13 protein-coding genes are annotated in these 12,737 nt (G+C 62.2%); 11 read left to right on the top strand and 2 right to left on the bottom strand.

Features of this window, described 5'->3' with window-relative positions:
- Positions 1–32: 32 nt before the first annotated feature.
- The 6 genes from NY78_RS13090 (at position 33) to NY78_RS24705 (ending at position 3,619) form a co-directional block, all read left to right on the top strand.
- The gene (locus NY78_RS13090; RefSeq protein WP_043636690.1) at positions 33–407 is read left to right on the top strand and encodes a thioredoxin family protein; all 375 of its coding nucleotides are present in this window, start codon (positions 33–35) and stop codon (positions 405–407) included.
- Positions 408–415: 8 nt separating this feature from the next.
- Complete coding sequence (locus NY78_RS13085; RefSeq protein WP_043636689.1) at positions 416–1,126, top strand: cytochrome c biogenesis CcdA family protein; 711 nt, start codon at positions 416–418, stop codon at positions 1,124–1,126.
- A 213-nt stretch (positions 1,127–1,339) separates the two neighbouring features.
- On the top strand, positions 1,340–2,443 hold the full coding sequence (gene arsB, locus NY78_RS13080) for an ACR3 family arsenite efflux transporter (protein ID WP_043636688.1): 1,104 nt from the start codon (positions 1,340–1,342) through the stop codon (positions 2,441–2,443).
- A 60-nt stretch (positions 2,444–2,503) separates the two neighbouring features.
- Positions 2,504–2,950, top strand: a complete 447-nt coding sequence (locus NY78_RS13075) for an arsenate reductase ArsC (protein ID WP_043636687.1) — start codon at positions 2,504–2,506, stop codon at positions 2,948–2,950.
- 35 nt (positions 2,951–2,985) lie between these two features.
- Positions 2,986–3,426 carry an arsenate reductase ArsC gene (locus tag NY78_RS13070; protein ID WP_043636685.1) on the top strand — a complete coding sequence of 147 codons (441 nt, stop codon included), beginning with the start codon at positions 2,986–2,988 and terminating at the stop codon, positions 3,424–3,426.
- A 46-nt stretch (positions 3,427–3,472) separates the two neighbouring features.
- Positions 3,473–3,619: a hypothetical protein gene (locus NY78_RS24705; protein ID WP_156180937.1), complete on the top strand. Its 147-nt coding sequence runs from the start codon at positions 3,473–3,475 to the stop codon at positions 3,617–3,619.
- A gap of 3 nt (positions 3,620–3,622) precedes the next feature.
- On the opposite strand, the gene rpiA is transcribed toward NY78_RS24705, so the two are convergent.
- Positions 3,623–4,363, bottom strand: a complete 741-nt coding sequence (gene rpiA / locus NY78_RS13065; RefSeq protein WP_082140001.1) for a ribose-5-phosphate isomerase RpiA — start codon at positions 4,361–4,363, stop codon at positions 3,623–3,625.
- Between the two features lie 283 nt (positions 4,364–4,646).
- Here rpiA and NY78_RS13060 point away from each other — a divergent pair, with 283 nt between their 5' ends.
- From NY78_RS13060 to NY78_RS23730, 5 genes are all read left to right on the top strand, one after another.
- Positions 4,647–5,606, top strand: coding sequence for a hypothetical protein (locus NY78_RS13060; protein ID WP_156180936.1), 960 nt, complete (start codon positions 4,647–4,649; stop codon positions 5,604–5,606).
- Positions 5,607–5,950: 344 nt separating this feature from the next.
- Entirely contained in the window at positions 5,951–6,823 is an 873-nt protein-coding gene (locus tag NY78_RS13055) for a transaldolase family protein (protein WP_043636680.1), read from the top strand.
- 216 nt (positions 6,824–7,039) lie between these two features.
- On the top strand, positions 7,040–7,417 hold the full coding sequence (locus NY78_RS13050; protein ID WP_043636677.1) for a response regulator: 378 nt from the start codon (positions 7,040–7,042) through the stop codon (positions 7,415–7,417).
- Positions 7,414–8,994 (top strand): SidJ-related pseudokinase, encoded by a 1,581-nt coding sequence (locus NY78_RS13045; RefSeq protein WP_047960180.1) that lies wholly within the window; start codon positions 7,414–7,416, stop codon positions 8,992–8,994. Before NY78_RS13050 ends, NY78_RS13045 begins: the two co-directional genes overlap by 4 nt.
- 114 nt (positions 8,995–9,108) lie before the next feature.
- Complete coding sequence (locus NY78_RS23730) at positions 9,109–10,020, top strand: HNH endonuclease (RefSeq protein WP_082140000.1); 912 nt, start codon at positions 9,109–9,111, stop codon at positions 10,018–10,020.
- A 247-nt stretch (positions 10,021–10,267) separates the two neighbouring features.
- On the opposite strand, the gene NY78_RS13040 is transcribed toward NY78_RS23730, so the two are convergent.
- Entirely contained in the window at positions 10,268–12,736 is a 2,469-nt protein-coding gene (locus tag NY78_RS13040; protein WP_043636676.1) for an ATP-binding protein, read from the bottom strand.
- Between the last annotated feature and the right edge of the window lies 1 nt (position 12,737).

Below are 12,737 nucleotides of genomic sequence, written 5' to 3'. Positions count from 1 at the left end.
CGGGCAACACCTTGCCTTGAAGCGGGGTGGTTATGAGCCGGCGGCTGGCCGGGCTGGTCTGTGGTTTCCTGTTGCTGGCCGCGGCCGCCTTCGCTGCCGACCCGGCGCCGGTGCCGGTTGTGCCGGCGCCGGGCAAAGTGACCCTGGTGGACCTTGGGGCCAAGGCCTGCGTCCCATGCAAGATGATGCAGCCTGTGCTGGCCGCCATTGAGGCCCGCTATGCCGACCGGGCCGCCATCATCTTTATAGATGTCTGGGAGCACCGCGACGAGCCGCAGAAATTCGGCCTGCGCGTCATCCCCACCCAGATTTTCTATGATAAGACCGGCAAGGAAGTGTCTCGCCACGAGGGGTTTCTCGATGAAAAGCCCATTGCCGACACGCTCGACCGGCTGTTGGCCGAGTAGGGCTTGCGTTGCTTGACGGCTTTTTGCTGGCCGTGAACGCCTGGATGGCCGGCTCCGGCGCGGCTGCCGGGGTCGGGGCGTTCCTGTGGGGGCTTGCCAGCGTGCTTTTAAGCCCCTGTCATCTGGCTTCGATACCCCTTGTCGTGGGCTACGTGGCCGGGCAGAACCGGCTGGTCACCGGCGTCCTGGCCCTGCGTTACGCCGCCGCCTTTTCCCTGGGGCTCTTTGTCACGATAGCCGCCATCGGGGCGGGGTGCGCCGTGCTTGGGCGGATGCTTGGCGATGTCGGCCCGGTGTTTCCGGCCGTTGTCGGGGGCCTTTTGCTCGTCGTGTCCCTGGATATGCTGGGGGTGTTGCCGTCCCGGTCCGGGGGGGCGGGGCTGGCTTCCCGTCTGCGCCTTCGCGGCCTCCCCGGGGCCTTGGTCCTGGGACTGGCCTACGGCGGCCTGTCCGGGGCCTGCACCTTCGGGTTTCTGGCCCCGATCCTGGCCGTGGTCACGATCCAGGGGCAGGTGGCCCGGGGGACGGCCCTGGCCGCGCTGTTTGCCCTGGGCCATTGCCTGCCCATCCTCGTGGCCGGCAGTTGTGCCGGGGCGGTCAGCCGCAGCCTGGAGAACGCCGCCGTGGGCCGGGCCAGCCGGCTTTTCCGCCGGGGGGCCGCGCTCGTGGTCGGGGGCCTGGGACTGTATTTTCTGCTGCGCCCTCTGGTTGCGGGCTGACTTCCGACGGCGCAATCCCGGTGGCCTGGGACCGGCCGCAGGCTGGGCGCAACAGGGGATGACGCCAGATAACGGCCGCAAGGGAAGGGAAAATGTCAGGCATGTTCTTTGATCCGAGGGGTGGTTGCCGGGAACGCGGCCCGGGCCTGGCGCTGCCGGGCTCGACAGGCCGTCGATAATTTCATAGTAAGTCGGTATGAAAAGGAGGGAGCCATGGAAACCGGACAACCTGTAGCCGGTCGTTTGTCCTTTCTCGACCGGTATCTCACCCTGTGGATTTTTCTGACCATGTTTGTGGGCGTCGGCCTGGGCTGGCTGGCCCCGGGGGTCCGCGGCGTCATTGGATTGTTTCAGGTGGGCACGACCAACATCCCCATTGCCGTGGGGCTGGTGCTCATGATGTATCCGCCCCTGGCCAAGGTGCGCTACGAGGAGATGGGCCGGGTGTTTCGGGACATCCGGGTGCTGTCCCTGTCTCTGGCGCAGAATTGGGTCATTGGGCCAATCTTCATGTTTGTCCTGGCCGTTGTCTTTTTGTCCGACCAGCCCGCCTTCATGAACGGGCTGATCCTGATCGGCCTGGCCCGGTGCATCGCCATGGTGATCGTCTGGAACGACTTGGCCGAGGGCGACCGGGAATACTGCGCCGGGCTGGTGGCCTTTAACGCCGTCTTTCAGGTGCTCTTCTTCTCCCTGTACGCCTGGATTTTTCTGACCGTGCTGCCGCCGCTGCTCGGGTTGTCCGGGGCTGCGGTCGCGGTCGGCATGGGCCAGATTGCCGAAAGCGTGTTCATCTATCTGGGCATCCCCTTTCTGGCCGGGGTGGTTTCGCGGTTTGCCGGGCTGCGGCTGCGGGGGCGGGAGTGGTACGAAACGCGGTTTGTGCCGCGTATCGCCCCCATCACCTTGGTCGCCCTGCTGTTTACCATCCTGGTCATGTTTTCGCTCAAGGGCGAGGTGATTGTGGCCCTGCCCCTGGATGTGCTCCGGGTGGCCCTGCCGCTGCTGCTCTATTTCGGGATCATGTTCCTGGCCTCGTTCTGGCTGTCCTGGCGGGCCGGGGCCACCTACGAACAGTCGGCCACCCTGTCCTTCACCGCCGCCTCCAACAATTTCGAGCTGGCCATTGCCGTGGCCGTGGCCGTGTTCGGCCTGGATTCCGGCGAGGCCTTCGCCGCGGTCATCGGCCCCCTGGTCGAGGTGCCGGCGCTTATTGCCCTGGTCGGCGTGGCCTTTCGCCTGCGCCGGCGGTGGTTTCCCCAGGCCGTGAACACCCCGGCCGGCGTCTGCCATGTGTCCTGCCCGTCCCGGCCGTAACCGGATCGCCATGGGCGTTGGCTACAGCAGGAGCATCAGGAAACAGCAAGGAGGATGCCGATGCGCGTACTTTTCATCTGTGTGCACAACAGCGCCCGAAGCCAGATGGCCGAGGCCTATCTGCGGCAAATGAGCGGGGAGGGCGTGACCGTGGAGAGCGCCGGGCTTGACCCCACCGTGGTCAATCCCCTGGTCGTGGCCGTTATGGCCGAAGAGGGCATTGACCTGGCCGGCAAAACGACCCGCAAGGTTTTTGATCTTTTCAAGGAAGGGAAGCTCTATGACTGCGTGGTCACGGTGTGCGAGGAATCCCTCGAAGGCCAGTGTCCGGTGTTCCCCGGCGTGACCCACCGGCTGCATCTGCCCTTCCCCGATCCGGCCGAGGTCACCGGTTCCGAGGAGGAACGGTTGGCTGCCGTGCGCCGCATCCGCGACGCCATCAAGGAACGCATGGCCGAACTGGCCCGGGAACTGGCCTCGGGCGTGTCCCGGCCGCTGGTGGGCTAGACGGCCCGGAGACAATAAACACCCTGGAATGTTTTGTGAAAAAGAACATCCTCTTTCTGTGTACCGGCAACTCCTGTCGCAGCCAGATGGCCGAGGGCTTCACGAGAGCGCTTCAAAGCGACGTCCTGACCGCCTACTCGGCCGGCGTGGAAAAGCATGGACTCAACCCCCGGGCCGTGGCGGTCATGGCCGAGGCCGGGGTGGACATCGCGGGCCAGACGTCCAAGCTCGTGGCCGAACTGCCGGATGTCCCCTTTGACTATGTGGTGACGCTGTGCGGCTCGGCCCACGACCTGTGTCCGTTTTTCCCGGGGCCGGTCAAAAAGGTCCACGTCGGCTTTGAAGACCCGCCGGCCCTGGCCGCCAATGCCGCCACCGAGGAAGAGGCCCTTGGCCACTACCGCCGGGTGCGCGACGCCATCCGCGAGTTTGTGGCCGGATTGCCGGGAAGTTTGGAAGCACCGCCCGCCCCGTAGAAAAAGGCCCCCGGCCCCCCCCAAGGGGTAAGGGGGCGGTGCTGGCGTGGTGGAAGAAAGTTGGGAAAACATCGGGCGGGCCACGCCGGAGATGTACGGCAGCATGGTCAAGAAAGCCCACGACAGCGGCCAAGGCGTCAACGCCTGGCTTCTGGAAGTCGTTGGCGAGGCGATAAGCCACAACCCGCAGTAGCCGTCATCCGGCGATGGTTTCATTCACTGGTCGCGTCAGTTCCCGCACCCCGTCCGGGCCGGCGACGCAGGCCAGGGAAGCCATGCCGATAAACAGGCCGTGGCCGGCGATGCCGGCCCGGGCGTCGAGCACGGCGGCCAGGGCCGCCGGATCAGCCAGGGGACCGAAGGCGCAGTCGAGAATGACATTGCCGCGCTCGGTGCGCATGGGGTCGCCGTCCGGGCGCAGGCGCAGGGCCGGGTTGCCGCCGATTTCCGTGATAAACCCGGTCACCGGGGCCAGAGCCGCGGGCGTGACTTCCACCGGCACGGCATGGCGCGTGCCAAGGCGCGGCGACAGTTTGCCCGCATCCGCCACCAGCACGAAGCGCCGGGCGGCTTGGGCCACGATTTTCTCATAGAGCAGCGCCCCGCCGCCGCCCTTGATGCAGTCCAGATTGCCGTCGATCTCATCCGCCCCGTCAATGCCCAGGTCCAGCACCGGCCAATCGTCCAGGCTCCCCACCGGCAGCCCGTGACGCCGCAAGGCCTCGGCCATGAAATGGGCCGCCGGCACGAACACCGTTCCCGTAAGCTCCCCCCGCCGGAAGCGTTCGGCCAGGGCCGGGACCACGGCCACGGCCGTGGAGCCATGCCCCAGGCCGACCGCCATGCCGGCGACGACCAGGGTGGCGGCATGGGCGGCGGCGGCCTGCTTGAGGCTTTGGGTCTCTGCCGGGGACAAGGTTGCCGCAGTCTCGCGCATGGTGTTCTCCTTGTGTCAGACGCCGTTACGCGGCGAGGGACTCTGGGCGCTTGGTTTGTTCGGAGAGAAGGACCGTCGGTCTCACGTAAGCCGATTTTGACGTTACGACAATCAAAAGCGTTGAAAACGCTTCTGGGTTTCGCTGGGGCTATTTGGCGAATGCGGCCTAGTGGAATCTGGCTACGCGCACAGGAAGTGGCTTGACGTTATGCAAATTTTCGTGTGACCAAATCCATTCAGACATGGAGTCGATGTGAGCGGTTGATGAAGGCGAAGCGCGTAAATGCCGGATGATGTGCTTTCTGAAATTTACTCTTTGTGGCGCCTTTCTAAAGAACGTGCAAAACATGGTATGCGAGGATTAAGTGTGATGAAATGTTCAATTATTCGTAGTATTGTCGTCGTGCTCTGTGTGTTTTTCGCTGCATCTCAAACCTATGCCGGGGAAACACCTCTTGAACAAGCGTATTCGATAGTTAAATCAGTCCAGGATAGGAATAATCCCGCGTCTTCCCAGGCGTTGGATGTTCAGGACACTGCAGCTGTAAATCTCAGCGGCCTTTGGACATCGAGTGCCTACCCAGGTTTGCAGGCAAGAATTGTCGCTGTATCCGGAATGCTGCAGGGTGTTGTGAAGGTCCCTAACCCACTTACCGGTACGGATATTTATCATATAACTGGTGCCACTAATGGTGCAAGTATCGTGCTGATCCATAATGCGCAAGACACGCACAAGATTTTCATAGGCACAATTTCAGGAGGCGTTATAACCGGGACGCTTACAATCTATGACCAGAATATGGCCCAGGTCGGTTCTCCTCTCTCTGGGGTGACACTGGCCAAGGACATTGCGAGTGGCACAAGTATTTCAACCACTCCAATAGCAGGGAAGTGGAAGACAACAGTGCTTTCGATGGCGATGCAGGGCGAGATTGCGATGACATTGATCGATGGCGTAGGGGAGCAGATTGGTCTCTTAAGCGGGAGTCTGAATGTTCCTTTTCAAGAAGGAAAGGCATCTTATCATTTTTCAGGATATTATCGAAATGACGGCGAGATGTTTCTCTGTAATACGACAGCAGATGGCTCGAAATTTCGGACTCTTCTTGGGTATGCCATGCCGGATAAAAGGTCAGTCGTTTCTGGTGTAGAAGAAAATAGTGTTTACTTTGCCAACGCTGCGGTTTTGCTCGGGAAAATGCAGCCTATCGTTGCCCCGATAGTGCTGCTGCAAGATAATTGATACAGAGCGGCTATTACGAACGGGAGCCGCTACTCGCCTCTGGCTGCTGCTTCCGGACAAGGGGAGATGGTTTGGCCTGTCTCCCCCGGTCCTCGCGTTGTCGTCGTGGTTGCTTCATGCCCACGGCGGCGGATTGGGGGAAATGTGACCGTTCTGGCAAGGGACTGTTTGCCTTTTCACGCAGAAGGGTGTTTAAATTCTAACGATGCTCTGCAAAGGCGGCCAAATTTCTTGGTCGCTCTCATGGGCGGCGTTGCCGCGACCGGGCATGTCCCGGGCGGCTGCCAGGAGCGGCGTGCGGCAGACGCCGTCATCAAACGGTCAAACCCTGCTATGAGGCCCGTATGCGACCCGATAATTTGAAAACCCGTATATTTCTTGATGGGGCCGATCCCGAAGAGACCCGGCAGGTCATGGCTTCCCTGGGCTTTCTTGACGGCCAAACCACCAACCCGAGCCTTTTGGCCAAAAATCCCGAAGCCGAGGCCCACAAGGTTGCTGGCAACAAATTCAGCAGCACGGCTATTTACGATTTTTACAAGACCCTGTGCCAGGAACTTTCGGCCCTGTTGCCCAAAGGGTCCATCTCCATCGAGGTCTACGCCGACGCCGGGACCACGGTGGAGGAGATGCTGACCCAGGCCCGGACGTTTGATACCTGGATTCCAAACGCCCATATCAAACTGCCGACCACTGCCGCCGGCCTGGCCGCTGCGGCCGTGCTTACCGGCGAGGGCCGGCGCGTCAACATGACCCTGGTCTTTAGCCAGGCCCAGGCCGCCGCCGTCTATGCCGCCACCCGGGGAGCCGGGCCGGGCGACGTGTTCCTGTCGCCCTTTATCGGCCGCCTCGACGACCGGGGCGAAAACGGCATGGATCTCATCAAAAACATTCTGGCCATGTACGCCCCAAGCGACGGCCATGTCCAAGTGCTCACCGCCAGCGTGCGTTCCATGGAACATTTCATGTGCGCCCTGGCCCTTGGCAGTGATCTCATCACCGCGCCGGCCAAGGTGCTTCTGGCCTGGGCCGAAGCCGGCAAGCCCCTGCCCGGGAAAAACTACGTCTACAATGCCAAGGGGCTGACCCCCATTCCTGACGAGGCGTTGACGCTGGCCAAGTCCTGGCAGGACTACCCCATCGGCCATCCCCTGACCGATGCCGGTCTGACCAAGTTTGCCGCCGACTGGAATTCGCTCATCGACATGACGTCCTGATCATCGCCCGGGGTGATGCAGAAACGGCCCGCCGCGAAAGCAGCGGGCCGTTTGCATTGAGGCGCGCAGAAAACCTGAAACTACTGGATGTTGCCGCGACAGCCGGTGGTTTCAGGGCGTTGCGCTCGTCTTTGCATTGACAAACCATGGTTGCGGGTCCACTTTTACAGTAGTACTGAGACGCACCGAGGGTAGTGTCCGGGCGAAGGAGCCACCATGGTGTCGGCACGGGTCATGATTGTTGAAGACGAAGTGATTACGGCCATGGCCACCGGGGCCATGCTCAAACGGCTTGGGCATGTGGTTCTGGCTGCCGTGGGTTCGGGCCAGGATGCCCTGGACGCTTTTCGCCGCCAACGCCCCGATATTGTTTTGATGGATATCCGCCTCGACGGTGATCTCGACGGCATTGAGACGGCCAAGATCCTGCGCCGCGACAGCGATGTGCCGGTGGTGTTCGTTTCCGCCTTTGTCGACGACACCACCCGCACCCGGGCCGCCGAGGCCGGGTCCTTCGCCTTTATGCCAAAGCCGCTGGACGAATACGAGTTGCGGGAGATGCTCACCCGCCTGTTGCCGGCAGGGGACCATTGACCGGAGCCGGATTTGCCGCCTACGGCCTGGATGGCGATTTTACCGCCGCCTTCCTGGCCGCCCGTCGCCTGGCCGACCTGGCCGAGCGCGACCCCGCCGCCATGGACCCGGACGCCGTGTCCGCCCTGGAAACGCTGCTCACCCGAAATGACCATGCCCGCCAGACCCAGGCCCGCATCCTCTACCGCGATGCCGCCGGGGCGCTGGTGGCGCTTTTGGCCAAGGGACCGCCGGCCCTGGCTGCGGCCTCGCGTCAGGCCCTGACCACGGCCCTGGCCACGCCGGGAAAGCCCCGGATGGCCACGGCCGAGGCCGTGGGGGCATTGCCGCTGGCCGGCCTGGGCGGACCGGCCGTGGCCATTCCCGAACCCGTGGCCGCCACAACCTCGTTTGCCGCGCTGCTGGCCGCAGCCGACGCCGTGCCCGGGGCGGCGGTGCGCCCGGCCGGACGCAGCCTGTACGCGCCAACCACCCGACCGGACACCGTGCTGGTGGTCAAGCGCCTGCGCAACGGCGAATCCCCCCTGGGTCTGGCCCGGGAGGCGGCCTGGATGGCCTATCTGGCCGACGTTGCCTTTCCCGTGCCCTGCCATGTGCCAATCCCGCTTTCCCCGGCCGGCGCGCCGCTGTGGGACATCCCCGACACGCCCTGCCCGCTGCCCGGCCTCGATCCCCGGGGGCGCTGTCTGGCCTATCTGGCCCACACCGACTATTTCGCCTATCCCAACACGCCGCCCACCCAGGGCGGCCCGGACGGCCCGGCCTTTGCCGCGACCATGGGCCGGGCGGCCTTTCTCCTGGGCTGGCTGGCCGGGCGGGGGGTGGTGCATGAAGCGGCCATTCCGCTTTTCCACAACCGGGTGCAGCAGGGGCGGCGCGAGGACGGCGGACTCTATGACTGGCGGCTGCCGGGCCGGCTCGACCGCTGGCTTTTTAGCGCCCTGCATCCCAATTTCGGCCGGTCAGGGCTGCGCGATTTCGAACATTTCGCCTCGCTTGGCGACCGGCCGGTCCGGCTCTACCGCCAGATGGGCGACCATCTCCTGAGCCTTTTTCTGGTGGCCGGGAGCTATTTCCGGATGCGCGACCCGGCCCTGGTCGGCCAGGGGCCGGACGGCGCGCCGGTCGATGCCCGCCACCTGTTCGACGAAGCCCTGCTGGCCCGGGTGCTGGCCGATGTCGTGGCCCGCTACCAGGAAGGGTTCGTGGGGGAGGCCCCGGCCCACCCGCCCTTTGACGCGCCCGCCCTGGCCCGGCGCATGGTGGAGGAAATGGGCGTTGACCGCCACATGACGGAGTTGCTGCGGCTGGATGATCAGGCGGCCATGACCGATGCGGCCTTTCAGGAATTTTTGCTGTCCCGGGGCATGGCCGCCGCAGCCGTGGCCGGGCTGCGCCGGGGCGAGGCCGAGGTGGCCATTGCCACCGGGCCGCACCTGGGGGCTTTTAACAACCGCACCAGCCTGCCCGAACTCAATGAAACGACCGCCGCCGCCGTGGCCGCCTGTCTGGCCGCCCGGCACGACCGCGACCGGGCTTATATCGAGGGTGTTTCGGATTTTAAAATTTCGACCTGAAGAACTTTTAGATGAGAAGAAGGATGTTCTGTATGTGTTATAAAGGGAATTTTAGTTTTGAATAGAGTTTGATTGCGGAGTTATTGATCTACTAGCGCCGTGGATAGCATTCATATGAATAAAAAACTACTAAAAGTGCAGTTATTTGCACATGGGGTGCAAGCTTATCGGAATTATAGTGGGAGCAACGGTGAATATTACTGTTGCCCTGTCTGTGGTGATTTTTTTTCAGAAATTGATTTGGAAAATAGCCGGTTAACATTAGAGCATGTGCCACCATCGTCGCAGGGAGGGAAAGGTATCGCTCTTACATGCTCTTCGTGTAATAATAACGCAGGACATAGTATTGATGCAGAAGTGGCAAATCGTGAAGATGTTTTGAAAGCTTCTGCGCTAATAACTCGACAGGGCAAGTTTGATGGTGATGTTGCGTTGAATTTTGGAGAAGAAAATCATAAGCCACTTAATTTTCGTCTTGTCGTAGAAGAACAGAAAGTGCGGTTTTATCTCAAGCAAAAGAGCAATCACCCAAATGCCAGAGGTGTAGTCGAAAGTTTTTTTAAGGAACACAATAAAAAGCCATGTGGTAATACTTCGTCGATAAAATTTTCTACAAGGCGTAGGTATAGATCAAGATTTGCAAACATAGGGTATCTCAAATCAGCATTTCTTGTTTGTTTTGCAGCTTTTGGATATACATACGCTTTTGATAAAAATCTCGAAATAATCCGGAGGCAAATTATTTGCCCTAATGAAAAAATTTTGGAAGGCTACATCATTCGGTCCGAAGTTGATTTTTTTGAGAAAAGAACTTTATTGTTTTTAGAAAATCCAACAAATGCTTTTGCGGTTTTACTTAATGATACCGCCGTCGTTTTGCCATTACCATCATTTGTCGACAATGTTGATATTTATGATTTTCTAGTGTCTACTTATGCGACAACATCAAAGATTGATTTCTCTGGAGTAAGATTAGAATGGCCAACATCGTTATCGCTCAGATGGGACTTTGAAAGAAGACCGTAATCAGCCAAGGAAGTTTATTGATAATTATGGATTTAAAGTATTCTGTAAAGCAAGGAGCGCCTTATGCACTTCTGCATGGAGCAAACATCCCTATCCTGAATCCATGTATTTAGAAGAAGTTGTTGGTAAAAGTAGTTATGTTGATAGGCTATCTGAATTATGCTTTGCCCTTGGGGGGGGCTGTGCGCAAAAAGAACGAGTAGTCATCGGCTGTGGCCATCAGTTGGACCCTTGGGACCAATCCAGGCTAATCCGGAATGATGACGATGCACAGGCCGGGGAGGGCGCTTAGGCGGCTGAGGTCCAGGTCGTGGGCCAGGGAGGCCGGCACGAACACCGTCCCGGTAAATCCTTGTTCCACCGCCTGCCACAGCTGGTCTTCCCGGGCGACCGTCGTGACCTCGCCGGGGCACATGAGAAAGCGTCGGGCCATGCGCCGTCCGCCGTCGGCGGCATAGACCAGGCACGGCCGGACATCGTGCTCGTCCGGCCCCTCCAGCAGATTCTGCACCGCCGCCAGCAGGGCGTCCTGGTCCACGGGTTTGACCATGGCCGCATCCGCGCCGCTGGCCTCGCGCTCGCGGCCCGAGGCCACGGTCACCACCATGATCGGAATATCGCGGGTTGCCGGGTCGGCCCGCAGTCGCCGGATGGCTTCGCTGCCGTCCATGCCGGGCATGTGCAGGTCCATGGTGATGCAGCCGGGCTGCCAGACGGCGGCGACGCGCAAGGCCTCGATGCCGTTTCGGGCCGTGGCCACGGCGTAGCCGGCCTCGGCCAGCACGGTTTCCAGATAGCGGCGCACCGCATCGTCGTCGTCGACAACCAGGATGCGCTGTCCTGGTCCGGGAACGTCGGCAGGGGGCGGCGGGGTGAGGGGGCAGGCGCTGGCGATGGTCGCTCCGGCCAGGGCCGGCAGGGTGAACAGGAAGGTGCTGCCCTGGCCCGGGACGCTCTCGGCCCAGATGCGCCCGCCGTGACGTTCGACGATCTGGCGGCAGATGGGCAGGCCAAGGCCGGTGCCCTTGGGCTTTTCGGTCAGGGTGTCGCCGGCCTGTTTGAATTTTTCAAAAATCGGTTCCAGGTCGGCCGCAGCGAGGCCCGGTCCGGTATCGCGGACCGACACCAGGATGTCTTCGCCCCTGCGTCTGGCCGACAGGTTTACCGAGCCGTATTCGGTGAATTTGACGGCATTGCCGATGAGGTTCAGCAACACCTGGACCAGCCGGTCGCGGTCGCCGAGCACGGCGGGCAGGTCGGCCGGGATGTCGGCGGTCAGGGTCAGGCCCTTGCGTTCGGCCAGGGGGGCGGTGGCCCGCAGCACATGGTCGCCCACGGCGGCCAGGGACACGGTTTCCATATCCCACTCGCACCGGCCGGACTCCATCTTGGCGATGTCGAGCACGTCGTCGACGAGTTCGGTCAGCCGTTCGCCCTCGGCCACGATGATGTCGAGGTTTTCGCGGATCTGCTGCGCCCCGCGCACCAGTCGGGCATTTTCGGGCGGCAGGGCCGGGGCCACGAGTTCGACGAACTTGCGCCGGATGATCTTGGTAAAGCCCAGCACCGAGGTCAGCGGCGTGCGCAGTTCGTGGGAGACGGTGGAGATGAATTCGGTCTTCATCCGGTCCACTTCTTTTTCCACGGAAATGTCGCGGACCAGGATGATGACGGCGGCCCGGTCCTCGCCAGGCAGGGTGAACGAGGTGGCCACAGCCTTGCCTGTGCCGCCGTCCGCCAGCCGGACCTCGTCGTCGGCCCGGCCGGCTCCGCTGCGGGAGGCCTCAACCAGGGCGGCCATGGTTTCGGGAAAGACCTCGCCCACGGCCCGGCCGGCCGGGTCGGCGCCGTCGAGGCCGAACATGGCCAGCAGGGCCGGGTTGTGCAGGGTGATGCGGCCGGCCGCGTCAACCACGAGCAGGCCGTCGGCCAGATTGTCGATGATGGCCTGAATGTGGGCCAGGGAATCCTTCAGTTCGCGGGTGGTGTCGGCCACGGCCTGCTTGAGGTCGGACACCAGCTCCGAAAGCTGGCCGGCCATGGAGGTCATGGCCCGGGCCAGGACGCCCACCTCGTCGTCGCCGGTGGGCGGCGGGGTGGCGGTGAAGTCATGGTCGCGGATTTTGACGGCATACTCGGCCAGGGCGGCCAGGGGCCGGGCAATGCCCATGATCAGGGCGTAGAAAATGGCCACGGCCACGGCGAACATGGCCAGCATGAGGATTTCCTGGCGTATCACCGCCTCGCGCATGACCCGCCAGATGCCGGCCTTGTCCATGCCGACGCTGACCTGCCCGACCTCGCCGGCCAGGATCGGGGCGGTCACCTGGATGTAATCCCCCTGGTCGGGAATGACGGCGTCGTCCACGGACAGGCCCTGCTCGTGGCCGACCGTCACCACCGGGATGCTCCGCGGCATGGTGGGGATGAAGGTATGGGCGGCCACCCGGCCGAGCCGGTCCACCACAAAGACGTAACCAACGCCGTCGATATGCAGGAATTCGTCGATCATGGCCTGGACCGAGGCCGCGTCGCCGCCAACCAGGGCGTCGGGGCTGGCAGCGGCAATGGCCATGGCAATGGCCCGGCCCTTGGTGACGTATTCGTCGGTGAGATGGCGGTGGAGCAGCCAGGCCGAGAGCAGGGCCGTGGCATTGGCCGACACGCCGAAGACCAGGACAATTGCCAACAGGGTTTTGCGGAAAATACGGGGCACG

Origin of the sequence: Desulfovibrio sp. TomC (genome assembly GCF_000801335.2) — a bacterium.
Lineage (GTDB): Bacteria > Desulfobacterota > Desulfovibrionia > Desulfovibrionales > Desulfovibrionaceae > Solidesulfovibrio.
The sequence above is the reverse complement of the archived record's forward strand: the minus strand, read 5'-3'. Positions and strand labels throughout refer to the sequence as shown.

Excerpts from the sequence above, each read along its gene's own strand:
- arsB (WP_043636688.1), top strand. The coding sequence starts at position 1,340 with ATGGAAACCGGACAACCTGTAGCCGGTCGTTTGTCCTTTCTCGACCGG.
- NY78_RS23730 (WP_082140000.1), top strand. The coding sequence starts at position 9,109 with ATGAATAAAAAACTACTAAAAGTGCAGTTATTTGCACATGGGGTGCAA.
- rpiA (WP_082140001.1), bottom strand. The coding sequence starts at position 4,363 with ATGCGCGAGACTGCGGCAACCTTGTCCCCGGCAGAGACCCAAAGCCTC.
- NY78_RS13075 (WP_043636687.1), top strand. The coding sequence starts at position 2,504 with ATGCGCGTACTTTTCATCTGTGTGCACAACAGCGCCCGAAGCCAGATG.
- NY78_RS13090 (WP_043636690.1), top strand. The coding sequence starts at position 33 with ATGAGCCGGCGGCTGGCCGGGCTGGTCTGTGGTTTCCTGTTGCTGGCC.
- NY78_RS13060 (WP_156180936.1), top strand. The coding sequence starts at position 4,647 with ATGCCGGATGATGTGCTTTCTGAAATTTACTCTTTGTGGCGCCTTTCT.
- NY78_RS13055 (WP_043636680.1), top strand. The coding sequence starts at position 5,951 with ATGCGACCCGATAATTTGAAAACCCGTATATTTCTTGATGGGGCCGAT.
- NY78_RS13050 (WP_043636677.1), top strand. The coding sequence starts at position 7,040 with ATGGTGTCGGCACGGGTCATGATTGTTGAAGACGAAGTGATTACGGCC.